Raw genomic sequence first — 17975 nt, 5'->3', positions numbered from 1 at the left:
AGCGTCTGAGCGCGGGGCCGACCCAGCACGACCCGCGCGGTCGCGCCCACCGTCACGGCACGGGCGCGACCGCGCGGCATCGCGTCGCAGGGGGCGACGCGCAGGACATCTCTTGCGGAGGACGGACGTGGCAGGGCAGACCGGGTACACCGCCGAGATCATCCGTGACCGGCTGAACAAGCTCGTGACGCTGTTCGACATCACGGAGAACCTCAAGGACCAGGTCATGCAGATCCGGTTCGACCAGACGTCCGCCGTCTGGCCGTCCGAGATCCCGAGCGTGGCGGACTTCGCGAGCAGGTACCGGCAGACCCTGTGGGACGTCGAGCAGCAGCTCGGAACCATCCGCGACTCGATCGAGGCCAACCGGCAGGCGCTGGACGACTCGTACCGCTCCCTCAACCGCGTGGACGAGACGATCGACGAGCTCCTGCGCGGGCTGCAGGAGCGCATCGACAGCCGTCCGACGCCCGTCAACGGCTCCACGACGGCGCGCCAGCGGCAGCTGAGCTGATGCGCTCGACGCGACGGACCCTCGGCCGCGCGGCCGGCACCACCGCGCTGCTTCTCGCCCTGTCGGCCCCGGTCACGGCGACGGCCGCCACCGACGACGGACGCTGGTACTTCGACGCGGCCGGACTGGCGAACGCCCACCAGCAGTCGACCGGCGAGGGCATCACCATCGGGCTGCTGGACACCCAGATCAACCCGGCGGCGCCGGACCTCGTCGGTGCCGACGTCACCGCCCGCGAGCCGTCGTACTGCGCCGCGGAGGACGGCACGGCGTTCCCCGCGGTCTCCACCGACCCGGACGCCCGCCACGCGACGTCGATGGCTGCGCTCATGGTGGGGACGGACGCCGGGTCCGGTGGCCGCCCGGGCATCCCCGGTGTCGCCCCCGGCGCATCCGTGCGCGCCTACACGATCAACGTCGGGGACGCCTGCACGAGCCCGGCGGGAGTCAGCCCCAACCGGGACGACGCGATCCGGGACGCGATCGCCGACGGCGTCGACATCATCGTGGTCCCGGGCAGCAACAACTTCGGCGCGGCCGGGATCACGGAGGCGCTGCAGGCCGGCGTGATCGTGGTGGGCGCCGGGGGAAACGACACCCTCGCGGTGGTCGAGGCCCCCGGGGACATGAACGGCGTCGTGGCGACCGGGTGGATGAACCAGGAGGGTGAGCTGTCCCAGGGCAGCTCGTCCGGCGAGCGCCTCGGAGTCGTCGCACCCGGGGAGCGGATGCGTGGCGTGGCCGACGACTGGACCTCCTACGTCATCGCGGACGGGTCGTCGAACTCCGCGGCGTTCACCGCCGGCGCCCTGGCGCTCGCCTGGTCCGCCCACCCCGACGCGACCGGCAACCAGATCCTCCAGGCGCTCATCCACACGACGGACGGCGAGGTGCACGAACCCGTCCACGACGAGGACTGGGGCTACGGCCTCGTCAACGTCCGCACGCTGCTCAGCGTCGACCCGACCACCTACCCGGACGAGAACCCGTTCCTGTCCGACAACCCGGTGCTCATCCCGAGCATCGCCGAGGTCCTCGGCGACACCGACGCAGACGCCACGCCGGATCCGCAGCCGAGCGAGGAGCCAGCGGCGCCGGCCGCCCCCGAGCAGTCGGAAGAGGACGGGTCCGCCGACGGCACACTGGTGCCCGTCCTGGTAGGCGCGGGTGTCGCCCTCGTCCTCATCGCAGGAGCGGCCACCGCCGTCGTCGTCGCCCGGCGTCGCCGCTCGGCCGCCGACCACCGACCCGAGCACCAGCCGCAGCCGCCGACCTACTCCGGGGGGACCCATGGGTGACAACGCCGACCGCCTCGGGCACACGCTCGACGCCGACACCGAGATCGTCTACGACTCGGGCTCCCGGCTCGACGGCCACCGGACGGAGATCGAGTCCACGGCCGACACCCTCGCCCGCCTCGCCGCGGACGCCGGGCTGGCCGGTGCGAGCAACGACGCAGCCGCCGACTCGTTCCTCGAGCTGAGCCGCGACGTGATCCAGGTGGCGGACGCGATCGCGGGCATCCGCGCCGGCGGCGACGCCGCCGCCGCCGCGATCGCCCAGGCCCAGACCGACTACGCCGCGCTGCCCAGCGGAGAGCTCACCTGGTCGGACCGCGCGCGGATCGCGGCGCAGGCTGCCGTGACGGCGGCGAACCCGGTCGGCATCGCGACGACCGCGGTGGACGGGGCGATGCTGGCCCGACAGCGCGAGCAGGAGCGCGAGCGCGCGGCGACGCAGGCACTGAACCAGCTCGACTCGTCGATGTCCGCCATCTCTCTCGATCCGGTGTCGAGGACGAACAGCAACGTCAACCCTGAAGGCGGCGTCGTCGAGCCCCACGTCGGCGGCACCGGCTCCACCGGCCGCACGCCGTCCGGCGGCTGGTCGCCGTCGGGCTCCTCCGGCGGGTCCGGCTCCAGCGCGTCCGGCTACGTCCCGACGGTCGGCAGCGGCACGGTCAGCACCGGCTGGCAGCCGAACGACACCGGCTCGGTGGGCGTCGGCTCGGGCGGCTTGGGCGGCTCCGGTGGCTCCGGGTCGTCCGGCGGCTCCGGGTCGACGGGCTCGGGCGGCGCGGGCGGCGGCTCGGGTCCGGGCGCGGGCGGGGGCTCCGGCCTCGGCGGCGGGGTCGTCCCCGGCGGCGGCGACGGCACCTCCTCGGACGGCACCGTGGGCGGCACGGTCCCTGGCGGCTCGGGCAGCGGCGGCGGCTTCCTCGGCGGTCCCGGCGGATCCGGCGGCTCGGGCAGCGGCGCGTCCGGTTCCGGCTCGCTCGGCGGTGTCGGGGCCGGCGGTCTCGCGGGCGGCCTCACCGTCGGCGGCGCCGCGCTCGGCGCAGCCGGCCTCAACCGGCTGGCCGGCGGCACCGCGGGTGCCGGCGGGCTCGCCGGCGGGGCGTTCGGCGGTGCCGGGAGCTTCGGCGGCGTGGGCGGCGTGGGCGCCGGCGGCGCCGTCCCGCTCGGCACGGTCGGCGGCGCGAGCGGCGTCGGCGGCGTCGGGACCGGCGCCTCCGGCTCCGGCCTGTCCGGCTCGGCCTCCGGCCTCGTCCAGGGCTCGCAGACGGGCGCTGCGGCGGCCGGGGCCTCCGGCTCGCGCGCCGGCGGCATGATGGGCGCTCCCATGGGCGGCGGCGGGGGCGCCGGGGCGTCCGACAAGGGCAAGCGGCGGGGCTCGTCCGGCCTGCTGGCCCCGACCATCGAGGTCGAGGACAGCGAGGGTCGCCCGGACCTCGGCACGGCCGCGTCCGCGGGCGGTCGCGACGCCCTGCGCCCCGTGAACCCCGCGCCGGCGGCGGCCGACGACGACGAGTGGTGACCGGTTCGCCATCTTGTCCGCCGCGCGGTGTCGACCTTCGGCGATGACGACCAGTCCAGGCGAGCCGACGCCGCCCGCTGGTGAATCATCCCGGCCTCTAGCACGTCTCGCGCGGTCACGCCCGCCGTTCCGGGACCGGGCGCGACCGCGCGGCATCGCGTCGCTAGGGCGACGCCCAGGACTTCAGGCGGAGGACGTACGTGCCAGGACCGACTGGGTCGCCCGCTGAGATCATCCGTGACCGGCTGGACAGGCTCGTGAAGCAGTTCGACATCACGGGCTGCACCCACACGACGCACGAGCGGCGGATGTCGTGATGAGCACGACGCGCCGGGCCTTGCGCCGGGCGGTCGGTGCCACCGCCCTGCGGCTCGCCCTGTCCGCCCCGGTCGCGGCGTCTGCGGCCACCGACGACGGCCGCTGGTACTACGACCTCACCGGCGTGGCGGAGGCACACCAGCTGAGCACCGGCGAGGGCATCACCATCGGGCTGCTCGACGGCCCCATGAACCCCGCGGCGCCCGATCTGGCCGCCGCGGACGTGTAGGTCCACGAACCGTCGTTCTGCGCCGCCGAGACCGGCGGCGAGGCGTTCCCATCGATCACCACCGAGGCAGACGCCCGCCACGCGACGAAGCGAGCGCAGCGGCCGAGGCGACCTCAGCCCCGCGCCGCCCCTGGCGCGTCGATCCGCACTCCGCGGTCCCCCACCTGGATCGTCGACCCCGACGGCACCAGCACCCGCTGGTCCGCCGGCACCGGCACGACCCGCCCGCCGGGCAGCCGCAGCGTGGTCCCGTTGCCCGAGCCGGCGTCCGAGACCCAGAACGTCCCGTTGTCGATCCCGAACCGCGCGTGCGTCCGCGAGACGCTGCGCTCGGGGTCCTCCACGACGATGACGTGGTCGCAGCGCTCGCCGGCGACGGGGCGCGGGGCGCGGCCGATCAGGCCCGGGCCGGTCACCGACATGACCTGGCCGGTGTCGAGCGTGACCAGGAACGGGGCGGGCTGCGCCTGGTGCGCGACCCGCGGCGCGGCGGGCTGTTCCGGCGCCGGCTGGGCCGGGACGACCGGGCGGATGCCGACGGACGCGGCCTCGGCGGCCGGCTGCGCCGCGGCGGCCGGCACCTGCGGCTGCGGCTGGGCCGCCGCCTGCTCCGCGGCCGCGCGCGCGGCACGGCGCCCGGTCGGGGTCGCCGCTCCGACCTCGCCCGGCGCCGCGCTCGGCGCACCCGGCTGGGCCGGGGGCGTCGGCGGCACGAGGGACGCGGCGACCGGCCCGGCGCCGACCTGGGGACGCTGCGCGGGCGCGCCCACCGCGGGCGCACCCACCGCCGGCGCACCCACCGCGGGCGCACCGACCCCCGGCACCGCGCCCGGCTGCTGCTGCTGCTGCGGCACCCCGGGGCCGGCCACCTGCGCACCGGCCCGCGGCGCGGCCGCGACGGCCACCGCCCCCGCGCGCTCGGCGGCGTCGGCCGCCTCCTCGAGGGCCCGCTCGTGCGCGCGCACGTCCACGACCACCGCGCGCCCGACGCGGTCGTGCCACGCCTGGGCCCGCCCCGTCTTGTCGAACGCCCCGGACGCCACGACCAGCCACTGCCCGAGGCCCGCGGCGGCGTGCCCGGCGGCGAGCACGAGCCCGCGCAGGAACGCCCGCGCCGGGCCGACCGAGTACGGCGTCTCCTCGCGCGCGGTGCGCAGGCCGAGGACGGTGTTCCCGAGCGTGCGCCCGGTGTGCGCCTCCCAGACCAGCAGGCCGACGGCGAGCTCGACGACGGCCAGCGCGGCCAGCAGCCACGAGCCCGTCCACGCGAGCAGCCCGCCGGCGACGGCGCCCACGGCCACCGCGTCGAGCGCGTAGGCCAGGACGCGGCGGCCCGGGGCGGCGGGCGTCGCGTCGCCGAACGCCGGGTGCAGCACGGCCGGGCGCGGCTCGCGGGGCCGGACGTCGCCGCGCGCCCGCCCCTGGGCGCCCTCGACGACCGTGACGGTGGCGTCGGGCTGCGCCGGGGCGCCGCACGCGGTGCAGAACCGCGCGTCGGGCTGCAGCGGCCGGTGGCAGCTCGCGCACGCGCGGACCGCGACGGCGCCGACCGGCGTCGCGCTCATCGTCTGGTCCACGTCGGCTCCCCCGTCGTCCCTGTCGTCCTGCCCTGCCCCGAGGCGCACCGCGCGCGCCGGCCCCGCCACCCGCGCCTCACGACGTCACCCGCCGCAGCGTCTCGACGAGGTCGGCCGCCACGAGCGCCGCCGGCAGCGCCAGCACGACGCCCAGCCCCTCGAAGAAGTCGCCGAACCGGGACGCCACGACCGACCGCCACCCGCGCCCGAGGGCCAGCCCGATCGCGGCCGCGGCCAGCGCCACGACCACGCACCCGACGGCCAGCAGCACCGCGTCGGCACCGACCCGCGGCCCGCCGAGCACCGCGAGCTCGAGCAGCACCAGGCCCGCGGCCACCCGCGGCGCCCACCGGGCGACCGGGCCGCGGGCGGTGCGCGGCTGCAGCGCGAGGACGGCGACCAGCGCGGCGACCAGGGCCACGGCGGCCCACCCGCGCAGCGTGCCGCGCAGCGGGTCGCCGAGCGCCGCGGCCAGCACGACCGGCACGAGCACCGGCGGGACCGCGCAGACCAGCAGGACGCCGGCGTCCGTGCGGCGCTCCGCGGCGCCCACCGTGCGGACGACCTGGCGCTCGTTGACCCGCCCCAGGCCGCGCGGCCGGGGTCCGCGGACCGACGGCGCGGTGCGGGCGACGTGCGCGAGGTCGACCAGCTGCTCGTCCGGCACGGACAGTGCCAGGACGGGCAGCGCCCGGAGGCCGACCGGGGTCAGGCCGAGCAGCGCCGCCGCCGCGACGACGCCGGGCAACCCCGCGAGCAGCACGGCCAGCGCCAGCGCCGCGACCACGCCGACCGCGACGACCACGACGCCGGCGACGTCCTGCCCCTGCCGCTGCGCGCGGGTGGCGACCCAGCGGACGGCGGCGGCGGCCGTGGCGGCGACGAGCCCCGCGACGAGCGCGAGCCGCCGGTCGGCCGAGCCGGCGGGGTCGACGGCGGCCACGCCCGCGGCGAACCCGAGGACGGGCGCGGCCAGCGTCGCGGCGGTCGCGGCGGCCACGGGGACGACGGCGAGCACGAGGGCGGCGACGCCGAGCACCAGCGCGGCGGCGAGCGCGAGCCAGCCGCGCGCGACCGGGTCGATCAGCGCCACGGCCGCCAGCACGCCGGAGGTCGCCGCGGCGGCGCCGAGCAGCGCGGGCTGCGGGTCGGGCCGGCGCGCGACCCACTCCGCCCGGGCGCGCGCGGCGCGGCCCCGAGGGCGCGGCGCGGGCGCCACGACGTGCACGACGGCCCCGTCGGCCACCTGCTCGGCGACCGGGGCGGCCAGGTCGAGCGCGCGGCCGGACGAGTCGAGCGCCAGCAGCCCCGGCACGAGCGGCACCCCGGCGGCGGCGAGCAGCTCACCGAGCGTCCGGGCGGCGTCCAGGGCGACGTCGAGGCGGCGGGCGCCCAGGTGCACGGCGACGCGGGTCAGGGGCGCGCCGGGTGCCTGCACCGTCACGCGCTCTCCCTCCGCCAGGTCGCGCGCTCGTCGGGCGTCGGCGGCGGTCCCGCCCGCCCCGGGCGCGGCGCCAGTCATGCTATGCGGTCAGAGCCGGTCAGCACCCCGGCCGCCCGCCGACCGGGGTGCTGTCGCGGCAGGATCGCCCGGACGGTGGAACGCCGGCCGCCCCGCGCGCGCCCGGGCGGGTAGGTTGACGCCACAGGAACGCCGGGGGGCGCGCGCCTCCCGGCCCGGCAGGAGGGACCGAGCGCCGACGATGTCGATCGCGACGCAGCAGGGGACGCGCCTGGAGCCGCCCGCCGTCCCCAGCGGACAGGTCGTCCTGCAGCCCCCGCCCGAGATCCAGGCGTCCGACGGCGTCAGCGGCCTGCTCGCCAACGCCATCCCGATGCTGGGGTCGGTCGGGTCGATCGTGTTCGTCGCGATGAACCAGCCCGGCCCGCGCGGCTACATCGCCGCGGGCATGTTCCTGCTGGCGTCGCTCGGGTTCGTCGGCGTCAACGGCTGGCGGCAGCGGTCGCAGCACCAGGCGCAGGTCGTGGGCGCGCGCCGCGAGTACCTGGCGTACCTGTCCGACCTGCGGAGCTCCGTGCGCCAGGCCGCGGGCGCCCAGCGCCGCGCCGCCGAGTGGACCTCGCCCGACCCGCGCGCGCTGCCGGCCGTCGCCGAGGAGCGCACCCGCGTGTGGGAGCGCCGGTCCCAGCACGACGACTTCCTGGTCGCGCGCGTCGGCGTCGGCGCGCAGCCGCTGTGCCTCGAGCTCGAGGCCCCGCAGACGCCGCCGCTGGCGCAGCTGGACCCGGTGGCCGCGTCCGCCGCGCACCGGTTCCTCGTCACCCACCGCGTCCAGCAGGGCGTCCCGCTGGCGTTCGACGTGCGCTCGGTCGCCCGCATCGAGGTCACCGGCGCGGCCGCCGAGTCCCGGGCGCTCGCCCGCGCTGTCGTCAGCCAGCTCGCCACGTTCCACGCGCCCGAGGACCTGCAGATCGCCGTCGTCGCGAGCGACGCCGCTTTGCCGGAGTGGGACTGGGTCAAGTGGCTGCCGCACGCGCACTCGACGCGGTCCCGGGACGCCGTCGGCGCCGCGCGCATGATCGGCACCACCCTCGCGGACGTCGAGTCGCTGCTGCCCGAGGACCTGACCGACCGCCCGCGGTTCGGCTACGCCGCGGAGGCGCCGCTCCCCCACGTGCTGGTCGTGGTCGACGGCGGGCACGTCCCGGTCGGCAACGCGATTCTCACCACCGACGGCGTCCTCGGGGTGACCGTCCTCGAGCTGCCCGACCGCTGGGACGAGCTCGACGAGCCGACGACGCTGCGGCTCAACGTCGGCGGCTCCGTCGCCACCGAGGACACCGTCCGCGCCCCGGTCGACGTGCTGCGGCTCGGCAACGCGCCGGTCCGGGTCGAGGGCGACCAGATGTCCGTCGCGGACGCCGAGGCCACCGCGCGCCGCCTGCTCCCGCTGCACGTCGAGTCGGGCCCCGAGCGCGGCGACGAGGAGGTGTCGTCCGAGCTGGTCGACCTGCTCGGCGTCGGCGACGTCCGCGACCTCGACCTGGGCGTCGCCTGGCGGCCGCGCCTGCCCCGCGACCGGCTCCGCGTCCCGATCGGCGTCACCCCGCAGGGCCAGCCCGTCGCGCTCGACATCAAGGAGTCCGCCCAGCAGGGCATGGGCCCGCACGGCCTGATCATCGGCGCGACCGGCTCCGGCAAGTCCGAGGTGCTGCGCACCCTGGTGCTCGCGCTCGCGATGACCCACTCGTCCGAGGACCTCAACTTCGTCCTCGTCGACTTCAAGGGAGGCGCGACGTTCGCCGGCATGGCCGACATGCCGCACGTCTCCGCGATCATCACCAACCTCGGCGAGGAGCTCACGCTCGTCGACCGCATGCAGGACGCCCTGCAGGGCGAGATGGTCCGCCGCCAGGAGCTGCTGCGCGCCGCGGGCAACTTCGCCAACGTCGCCGACTACGAGAAGGCGCGCAAGGGCGGCCGCACGGACCTGGCGCCGCTGCCCGCGCTGCTCATCGTCTGCGACGAGTTCTCCGAGCTGCTGTCCGCGAAGCCCGAGTTCGTCGACCTGTTCGTCACGATCGGCCGCCTCGGCCGGTCGCTGCAGATGCACCTGCTGCTGTCGTCGCAGCGGCTGGAGGAGGGCCGGCTCCGCGGGCTGGAGTCGCACCTGTCCTACCGGATCGGCCTGCGCACGTTCTCGGCCGCCGAGTCGCGCACCGTGCTCGGCGTCCCCGACGCGTACACGCTGCCGCCGGTCCCGGGCATGGGCTACCTCAAGCCCGACACGACGACGATGATCCAGTTCCGCGCCGCCTACGTGTCCGGGCCGCCGAAGGCCCGGCGCCGCACCGCGGCCGGCGGCACGGTCGCCGGCACCGGGCTGACCCGGCTCGAGTCGTTCACGGCGGCGCCCGTGCTCGGCGCCGTCGAGGTCGAGCCCGCCTCCACCGAGGTCGTCGCGAGCGAGCCCGAGGAGTCGCGCGCCACGTTCGACATCGCGGTGCAGCGGATGAAGGACCAGGGCCCGCCCGCGCACCAGGTGTGGCTGCCGCCGCTGGTGGTCCCGCGCACCCTCGACGAGCTCATGCCCGATCTGGTCGCCGACCCGCGCCTCGGCCTGGTGTCGCCGGGCTGGCGCGCGGCCGGCACGCTCACGGTCCCGCTCGGCACCGTCGACCGGCCGCTGGAGCAGCGCCGCGAGAACCTCACCGTGTCGCTCGGCGGCGCCGCCGGCCACATGGCGGTCGTCGGCGCCCCGCGCACCGGCAAGAGCACCGTGCTGCGGTCCGTCGTCACCGCGCTGGCGCTCACGCACACGCCGCTCGAGGTGCAGTTCTACGTGCTCGACTTCGGCGGCGGCACGTTCGCGCCCCTGGCCGCGCTGGCGCACGTGGCCGGCGTGGCGTCCCGGGCCGAGCCGGACGTCGTGCGCCGCACGGTCGCCGAGGTCGAGTCGATCGTCGACGAGCGCGAGCGGTACTTCCGCGCGAACGGCATCGACTCGATCGAGACCTACCGGACCCGCCGCGCGCAGGGCACTGCCGACGACGGCTACGGCGACGTGTTCCTCCTGGTCGACGGCTGGTCCACGATCCGCGCCGAGTTCGACGAGCTGGAGGCGCGCATCCAGGCGCTCGCCGGCCGCGGCCTGACGTTCGGCGTGCACCTGGTGGCGACGGCCGCGCGCTGGATGGACTTCCGCACGCAGGTGAAGGACCTGTTCGGCACGCGGCTGGAGCTCCGGCTCGGCGACCCGATGGACTCGGAGATCGACCGCAAGGTCGCCGTCAACGTGCCCAAGGACCGCCCGGGCCGCGGCCTCGCGGTGTCGAAGCACCACGTGCTCACCGCGCTGCCCCGCGTCGACGCCGACCCCTCGCCGGACACGCTCGGCGCCGGCGTCGCGCACCTCGTCGAGGCGGTGAACGCCGCGTGGCAGGGCCCGGCCGGCCCCAAGCTGCGGCTGCTGCCCGACGAGGTCACGCTCGACCGCGTCCGGTCCGACCCCCGCGCCGACGCCCGCCGCCTGCTGCTCGGTATCGACGAGGCCGCGCTCGCGCCGGTCGGGATCGACGTCACCGAGGAGCCGCACCTGTACGCGTTCGGCGACGGCGGGTCCGGCAAGTCCGGGCTGCTCCGCGCCGTGGCCTCCGAGGTCCGGCGGCTGCACACCCCGCAGCAGGCGCAGATCTTCGCGGTCGACTTCCGCCGGTCCCTGCTCGGCGAGATCCCCGAGGAGTACCTCGCCGGGTACTTCACGACCCAGGACCAGGCGGCGGCCGAGATCGCCGGGCTCGCGGACTACCTGCGCGGCCGGCTGCCCGGGCCGGACGTGACGCCCGAGCAGCTGCGGTCCCGGTCGTGGTGGACCGGCGCCGAGGTGTACGTGATCGTCGACGACTACGACCTCGTCGCGACGACCACCGGCAACCCGCTGCAGCCGCTCGTGCCGCTGCTCGCCCAGGCCGGCGACGTGGGCCTGCACCTCGTACTCGCCCGCCGCTCCGGCGGCGCGGGTCGCGCGATGTACGAGCCCGTGCTGCAGGCGCTCCGCGACCTCGCCGCGCCGGGCATCGTCATGTCGGGCAGCCCCGACGAGGGCGCGCTGGTCGGCGGCGCGAAGCCCGTGCCGTCGGTGCCCGGGCGGGCGCAGCTCGTGACGCGCGACGAGGGCCGCCAGGTCGTCCAGCTGGCCTGGACCCCGCCGACCCTCTGACGCCGGCGGCCGGGCCGGGCGCTCGGGCCGCCGGCCCGGATCGCCGAGAGAGCATCAAACACGTCGAGAGAGCATCCACTGGATGCTCTCTCGACGTGTCGGATGCTCTCTCGCGGCCTGCGCCGGTCGGCGCAGGCTGCGGCCGGCCCGGCGCGGGCTGCCGCGGCGGGAGGTCGGCGCGGCCGGCCCCGGTCCCCCCGGCCCCGGGGCGGCGCGCCTACCGGGTGACCCGGCTCCGCCCATGCTGCCGCCGCCGCCCGCAGGCGGTCCTCATCCGCTCGGGGTGAGCGCTCTCCCCGCCCGCCGGCATCGCTGGGGGCACGCGACCTCCGCCGGGGCGCGCGCTCTGCCGGGCGAGCCCGTACGGCGAGGTCGAGGGTTTCCGGTGAGGTCGAGCGTTTCCGACCGGGCGCGGGGCGGCAACCCTCGACCTCGGCGCTCAGGCCGTCGTGACCGCGATGCGGTGGCTGCCCAGGACCAGGGTCCAGCCGGCGCCGACCCGGGCGGGCTGGCCCGGCGGGAGCGTCCAGGGCTTGCCGGTGGCGTCGAGCAGCACGGTGCCGTTGGTGGAGCCGCGGTCGACGACGTCGAGGCCGCCGTCGACCGGCCAGAACGCCAGGTGCGTCGAGGAGACCGACTGCTCCGGGTCGTCCACCGTGACGAGGTGGTCCCAGTGCTCCGCACCGGGGACCGGTCGGCGCCCGACGAGGCCCGGGCCGGTGACGGGGACGCGCTCGCCGGTGTCGAGCACCAGCGCGAGCGTCGACGACGCGGCGTCCAGGGAACCCGCCCAGCGGCCGACGCGGGTGTGCTCGAGGTCGCCGAGCCCGGCCGTCGGCACGGTCGCGTCGGGCAGTCCGCGCGGAGCGTCGGGCGCGGGCGCGGCGGGGGCGCTGGGCGGGGCGGCGGGAGCGGGCGGCGCGGGAGCGGCGGGCTCCGGGGCGACCACGGTCGCGGGCTCCCGGGCGGCGGGCGTCGGCTGGGTGCTCGGCGCGGGCGCGCTGCGCTCGCGCACCCGCGCGACCCGGGCGGCCTCCGGCGCGACGACGGGCGCAGGCGTCGGCCCGACCGGCTCGGCCTCCGGCTCGACCGCCGCGGGCATCGGCTCCACCGGCGCGGGCCTCGACTCGACCAAGACCGGCTCCGGCTCGACCGCCGCGGGCGTCGGCTCCACCGGCGCAGGCCTCGACTCGACCCGGACCGGGTCCAGCTCGACCGAGGCCGGCGTCGGCTCGACCGGAACCGGCTCCGGCTCCACCGGCCCGGGCTGCGCGGCCGCCGACGACGTGGACGCCGCGGGCGCGGTGAGCCCAGCGGTCGGCGGGCCGGAGGTCGGCGGCACGCGCGGCTCGGCGGGCGCGTCGGCCTGCGGGGTCCGGTCGGCCGCCGGGCGCGGCGGGCCGGACGTCGGCCCCGTGCGCCGCGCGGCCGGAGCCGCGGCCCCGGCCGGCGCAGCGGTCCCGCCGCGCAGCCCAGCCGCCCCCGACGCCTCGACCGGCTCGTCCCGCCGCACGGGCCGGGCGCGGAGCACGAGCGTGCCCGCCGCCTTGTCGTGCCAGCCGCGCTGCTCGGGGCCCTCGTCCCACGCGCCGGAGCCGGCGACGACGTACACGCCGATCCCGCCGAGCAGGACGCCGAGCGCCTGCACGACGCTGCGCACCAGCACCGCCCACAGGCCGGGCGCGCGCCCGGTGCGCGCGGACACGGTCCGGGTGCCGAGCAGCGCGCCGCCCACGGTCCGCCCGCCGAAGGCCTCGGCGAACCACTGGCCCGCGGCGAGCAGCAGCAGGAGCAGCCCGGGGACGAGCAGCGCGCCGAGCGAGCCGTCGTCGCGCAGCGCGGGCAGCACGGCGAGCAGGCCCACGCTGCCGACGAGCACCGCCAGCGCCTGGTCGACGAGCAGCGCGGCCAGCCGGCGCCACACGGGCGCCACGGCGTCGTCGACGTCCGCGCCGAGCGACCACCCCGTGGCCCCACCTGCGCGCCCTGCATCCGCGTCCGCCGTCGTCACCGCCGCGGTCGCCGCCGACGGGGAGAGCGGATCCACCGGCCCCGGCTCGCCGGGGCGTGTCGGTGCGAGTGGATCCACCGGCCCGACCGGCGGCGGCACGAGCCCGCCCGCACCCGCCGGCCCGCCCGCACCCGCCGGCCCGCCCACGCCGGCCGGCCCGCCGGCCGCGGCCACCGCCACGCGCGTCCCGCACGCGCCGCAGAACGCCGCCCCCGGCTCCAGCGCCGCGCCGCACACGGCGCACGCCGTCGTCGCGCCCGCAGGCGTGCTCATCCCGCTCCCCCCGAGCCCGCGACCGGCGTCAGGACGCCCGGTCGACCAGCGCGTCCGCGAAGGACACGAACGAGTCCTTGACCGGCCCGTCCGGCAGCGGCGCGAGCAGGTCGACCGCCTCGGACACCAGCGCGGTCGCCCGCTCGCGGGTCTCCCGGACCACGTCGTGCGCCCGGAGGTCGGCGAGCACCTGCGCCAGCACGGCGTCGTCGGACAGGTCGCCGTCGAGCCGCGCGACGAGGTCGGCGTCGGCCGGGTCGGCGCCGGTGGCGGCGCGCTCCCGGAGCAGCAGGACGGGCATGGTCGGCACCTGCTCGCGCAGGTCGGTGCCGGGGGTCTTGCCGGAGACGTCGCCGTCGGAGGTCAGGTCGAGCACGTCGTCGGCGAGCTGGAACGCGACGCCGATCCGCTCGCCGAACGCGGCGACGGTCTCGACGGCCTCGGGCGACGCGCCGCCGTACATGGCGCCGAGCCGCGCGGAGGTGGCGATGAGCGAGGCGGTCTTGTCGGCGAGCACCTGCAGGTAGTGCTGCACCGCGTCGTCGCCCTCGCCGGGGCCGGTGGACTCGTGCAGCTGCCCGAGGCAGAGCCGCTCGAACGTGCCGGCCTGGATGACGACCGCCTCCGGGCCGAGGTGCGCCACGGTGCGGGACGCGCGTGCGAACAGCAGGTCCCCGACCAGGATCGCGACGTTGTTGCCCCAGACCTCGTGCGCGGCGGGCGCCCCGCGGCGCATCGGCGCGGAGTCCATGACGTCGTCGTGGTAGAGCGACGCGAGGTGGGTGAGCTCGACGACGACGGCCGCGTCCAGGACGTCGTCGGACCCCGCGGTGGCACCCAGCTCGGCGGACAGCAGCGCGAGCAGCGGCCGCAGGCGCTTCCCGCCGGCGTTGGCCAGGTGGTGCGCCGCGTCGTCGACGAGCGGGTCGGCGTACGCGACGGCGGCGCGCAGACGCTCCTCGACCTGGTCGAGGCGTCCCGCGATGCGCTCGGCGAGCACGGGGTCGGCGAGCGGCAGGGCGGTCGGGGAAGTCACGGGTCGAACCTATCTGGCCGGGCGGGCCGGGGCAGAACCGACGCGGCCGTGCACCCGGCCACCCAGGTGGTCGGGCGCACGGCCGCGTGCGGTCGGGGCGATCAGGGCAAGAGCTGGGCGACGCCCGCGACGGCGTCCAGGACGGGGCCGGGCAGGACCCCGAGGAGGATCGTCAGGGCCGCGCAGGCGGCGATCGCGACGACCGCGAACCCCTGCGAGGTGACGACGACGGCGCCGGGCCGGGCCTCCTCGTCGGCGTCGTCGCGGGGGCCGCCGTGCGGGCTCGTGAAGAACATCAGCACGATGATCCGCACGTAGAAGAACGCGGCCGCGGCGGAGGCGACCACGCCGACGACCGCGAGCGGCCAGGCGCCGCCCTCGACGGCCGCGGAGAACACCGCGAACTTGCCGGTGAAGCCGGCCGTCAGCGGGATGCCCGCGAACGACAGCAGGAACAGCGCGAACGTGGTGGCGAGCACGGGGTTCGTCCGGCCCAGGCCGGCCCACTGGGACAGGTGGGTGGCCTCGCCGAGCACGGGACCCGTGGCCTCGACCGGGGGCTCCTCGCCGTCGGCGTCCGCCCCGGCCGGACCGGCGCCGGCGCCGGTACCGACCCCGGCCCGGTCCTCCGCCGCGGCCGCCGCGCCCGCACCCGCCCCCGTCCCGACGACGTCCGCCGTCGATCCCGCCGACGCCAGCGCCGGGACCCGCGCCGCCGCGCCCGCGCCCGTGCGCGCGCCCGGCCGCACCGCCCCGCGCTCCCGCACGAGCGACACGATGCCGAACGCCCCGACCGTCGCCGCGCCGTACGCGAGCAGGTAGAACAGCACCGCGGTGATCCCGGACTGCACCAGCGCGACCACGCCGGTGAGCACGAACCCGGCGTGCGCGATCGACGAGTACGCGAGCACCCGCTTGATGTCGGTCTGCACCAGCGCCACGACCGTGCCGACGGCCATCGTCGCGATCGCGACCGTCCACAGGACCGGCTCCAGGTCCCACCGCAGGTCGGGCACCACCGTGTACATCACCCGGACCAGCGCGCCGAACGCGGCGACCTTGGTGCAGGCGGCCATCAACCCGGTGATCGGGGTGGGCGCGCCCTGGTAGACGTCGGGGGTCCAGGAGTGGAACGGCACGGCGCCGACCTTGAACAGCAGCCCGGCGAGCACGAGCAGCGAGCCGGCCAGCAGCAGCCCGTCCATGCCGCCGACCGTGCGGACGGCGTCGGCGATCTCGGCGTACCGGAGCGAGCCGGAGAACCCGTAGAGCAGCGCGATGCCGAACAGCAGCAGCGCGGACGCGAACGACCCGAGCAGGAAGTACTTCATCGACGCCTCCTGGCTGAGCAGGCGGCGGCGCCGGGACAACCCGGTCAGCAGGTACAGCGGCAGCGAGAGCACCTCGAGCGCCACGAACAGCGTCAGCAGGTCGCCCGTCGCCGGGAAGATCAGCATGCCGCCGGTCGCGAACAGCACGAGCGGGTAGACCTCGGTCTGCTGCAGGCCCGCGGCGCGCGCCGCCTCCTCGTAGCCGGACCCCGGCACGGCAGCGCCCTGGGGCGCGAACGCGTCCTCGCCGGTCGACGTCCGGTCCGCGACCACGAGCACCGCCAGCAGCGCGAGCACGGCGGTGGTCGCCCACAGCACGAGCGTCGGGCCGTCGACGAGCAGCGACCCGCCGAGCACGTCGGTGCCGCCCGTGTCCGCGACCTCGTCCCACAGCAGCGCGACCGCGACGACGGCGCCCGCGAGCGCCGCCAGGGTCAGCCCGAGCTGGACGGGGCGCCGGACCCGGCGCGGGACGAACGCCTCGACGAGCACGCCGACCACGGCGGCGCCGAGCACGATCAGGACCGGCGCGAGCGGCGCCCACGCGATCTCGGGCACGGTGAAGGTCACTGCTCGCTCCCCTCGTGGTCGCCGTCCTCGGCGACGGGCATGTCGACCGCGGGCGGCTCGCCGCCCACGTGGGTCACGGTGGTCGCGGCGGGCTCGTCCACCAGGCGCAGCGCGGGCGCCGGGTAGAAGCCGAGCACCAGCATGATCGCGATCAGCGGGCCGACGACCCACCGCTCCCGACCGCCGATGTCCCGCGTCGCGGCGAGGTCGTCGCGGACCGGGCCGGCGAACAGCCGCTGGTAGGTCCACAGGACGTAGACCGCCGCGAGGACGACTCCGAGCGTCGCGACCACGGCCGCGGCCCGGTTGGTGCCGAACGACCCGACCAGCACGAGGAACTCGGACACGAACGTCGACAGCCCCGGGAGCGACAGCGCGGACAGGCCGGTGACGAGGAAGACGCCGGCCAGCACGGGCGTGACCTTCTGCAGCCCGCCGAAGTCCTCGATGCGGGCCGAACCGCGGCGCGCCGCGAGGAACCCGACCAGCAGGAACAGCGCGCCGGTCGAGAGCCCGTGGTTGACCATGTAGAAGGACGAGCCGGCCACCGAGGTCGACGTGAAGGCGAAGATGCCGAGCACGATGAACCCGAAGTGCGAGACCGAGGTGTACGCGACGAGCCGGAACAGGTCCTGCTGCCCGATCGCGAGCAGCGCCCCGTAGAGGATCGACACGACGGCCAGCGCGACGATCACCGGCGCCGCCCACCGCGACGCGTCCGGGAACAGCGGCAGGCAGAGCGTCAGCATGCCGAAGGTGCCGACCTTGTCGAGGACGCCGACCAGCAGCGTCGACGTCCCCGCGGGCGCCTGCTCCGCGGCGTCGGGCAGCCAGGTGTGCACGGGGAACATCGGCGCCTTGATCGCGAACGCGAGGAAGAAGGCGAGGAACAGCCAGCGCTCGGTGCCCACCGGCAGGTCGAGCCCGGTGAGGTTCTCGGTGAGGAAGCCCTGCGGCCCGCCGGGCCCCTGCAGGTAGAGCGCGATGACGCCGGCCAGCATGATGAGGCCGCCCGCGAGCGAGAACAGCAGGAACTTCACCGCCGCGTACCGCCGCCGCGGCCCGCCGAACGCCCCGATCATGAAGTAGACCGGGATGAGCATGGCCTCGAACAGCACGTAGAACAGGAACACGTCCCGGGCGGCGAACACGGCGACCATGAACGCGGTCAGCACCAGCACGAGGGCCAGGTAGTGCCGGAGCCGCTCGGTCGGCAGCGCGCCCGAGCCCTGCTCCCGCCACGCGGCGAGGATCACGACCGGCACCAGCACGACGGACAGCAGCACCAGCGCGAGGCCGACGCCGTCGACGCCGACCGCGTACGAGACGCCGAGCTGGGAGATCCAGGCGTGGGTCTCGCGCAACTGGTGCTCGCCGGCGGCGCCGGCGTCGAAGGCCAGCAGCGCGGCGACGCCGAGCCCGACCTCGACGAGCGCGACGGCGAGGGCGATCTGGCGGGCGTACCGCCGCGGCCCGGCGGTGATCGCGTCGGCGTCGGCCGCGCCCGCGGCGCGCGACCCCCGCGGCAGCAGCCACAGGACGAGCGCGCCGACCAGCGGCCACACGACGAGGAGGGTCAGCCACGGCACGTCCGTGGTGGCGACGGTGGACGACATCG

General features: G+C 77.1%; 11 protein-coding genes. 5 read left to right on the top strand and 6 right to left on the bottom strand.

The window, feature by feature from the left end; translation table 11 throughout:
- Positions 1–127 precede the first annotated feature (127 nt).
- The 4 genes from Cpa01nite_RS07350 (at position 128) to Cpa01nite_RS07335 (ending at position 3878) form a co-directional block, all read left to right on the top strand.
- Positions 128–514, top strand: a complete 387-nt coding sequence (locus Cpa01nite_RS07350) for a hypothetical protein (RefSeq protein ID WP_203668087.1) — start codon at positions 128–130, stop codon at positions 512–514.
- Positions 514–1812, top strand: a complete 1299-nt coding sequence (locus Cpa01nite_RS07345) for a S8 family peptidase (RefSeq protein ID WP_203668086.1) — start codon at positions 514–516, stop codon at positions 1810–1812. Before Cpa01nite_RS07350 ends, Cpa01nite_RS07345 begins: the two co-directional genes overlap by 1 nt.
- Positions 1805–3331 carry a hypothetical protein gene (locus Cpa01nite_RS07340; RefSeq protein ID WP_203668085.1) on the top strand — a complete coding sequence of 509 codons (1527 nt, stop codon included), beginning with the start codon at positions 1805–1807 and terminating at the stop codon, positions 3329–3331. The genes Cpa01nite_RS07345 and Cpa01nite_RS07340 overlap by 8 nt, the downstream gene beginning before the upstream one ends.
- Positions 3332–3647: 316 nt before the next feature.
- A complete protein-coding gene (locus Cpa01nite_RS07335; protein ID WP_203668084.1) occupies positions 3648–3878 on the top strand; it encodes a hypothetical protein in 231 nt (76 codons plus the stop codon).
- 113 nt (positions 3879–3991) lie between these two features.
- On the opposite strand, the gene Cpa01nite_RS07330 is transcribed toward Cpa01nite_RS07335, so the two are convergent.
- Positions 3992–5455: a double zinc ribbon and FHA domain-containing protein gene (locus tag Cpa01nite_RS07330; protein ID WP_203668083.1), complete on the bottom strand. Its 1464-nt coding sequence runs from the start codon at positions 5453–5455 to the stop codon at positions 3992–3994.
- A 76-nt stretch (positions 5456–5531) separates the two neighbouring features.
- Entirely contained in the window at positions 5532–6899 is a 1368-nt protein-coding gene (locus Cpa01nite_RS07325) for a hypothetical protein (protein WP_203668082.1), read from the bottom strand.
- Positions 6900–7158: 259 nt separating this feature from the next.
- On the opposite strand from Cpa01nite_RS07325, the gene eccCa reads away from it, so the two are divergent.
- Positions 7159–11136 (top strand): type VII secretion protein EccCa, encoded by a 3978-nt coding sequence (gene eccCa, locus Cpa01nite_RS07320; protein ID WP_203668081.1) that lies wholly within the window; start codon positions 7159–7161, stop codon positions 11134–11136.
- Positions 11137–11575: 439 nt separating this feature from the next.
- On the opposite strand, the gene Cpa01nite_RS07315 is transcribed toward eccCa, so the two are convergent.
- From Cpa01nite_RS07315 to Cpa01nite_RS07300, 4 genes are all read right to left on the bottom strand, one after another.
- Complete coding sequence (locus Cpa01nite_RS07315; protein WP_203668080.1) at positions 11576–13183, bottom strand: RDD family protein; 1608 nt, start codon at positions 13181–13183, stop codon at positions 11576–11578.
- A 265-nt stretch (positions 13184–13448) separates the two neighbouring features.
- Positions 13449–14456, bottom strand: a complete 1008-nt coding sequence (locus tag Cpa01nite_RS07310; protein ID WP_203668079.1) for a polyprenyl synthetase family protein — start codon at positions 14454–14456, stop codon at positions 13449–13451.
- A 101-nt stretch (positions 14457–14557) separates the two neighbouring features.
- On the bottom strand, positions 14558–16357 hold the full coding sequence (gene nuoN, locus Cpa01nite_RS07305) for an NADH-quinone oxidoreductase subunit NuoN (protein WP_203668078.1): 1800 nt from the start codon (positions 16355–16357) through the stop codon (positions 14558–14560).
- On the bottom strand, positions 16354–17973 hold the full coding sequence (locus Cpa01nite_RS07300; protein WP_203668077.1) for an NADH-quinone oxidoreductase subunit M: 1620 nt from the start codon (positions 17971–17973) through the stop codon (positions 16354–16356). The genes nuoN and Cpa01nite_RS07300 overlap by 4 nt, the downstream gene beginning before the upstream one ends.
- Positions 17974–17975: the final 2 nt, after the last annotated feature.

Origin of the sequence: Cellulomonas pakistanensis (genome assembly GCF_016862755.1) — a bacterium.
GTDB lineage: Bacteria > Actinomycetota > Actinomycetes > Actinomycetales > Cellulomonadaceae > Cellulomonas > Cellulomonas pakistanensis.
This window is presented reverse-complemented; position numbering and strand designations above follow the sequence as displayed.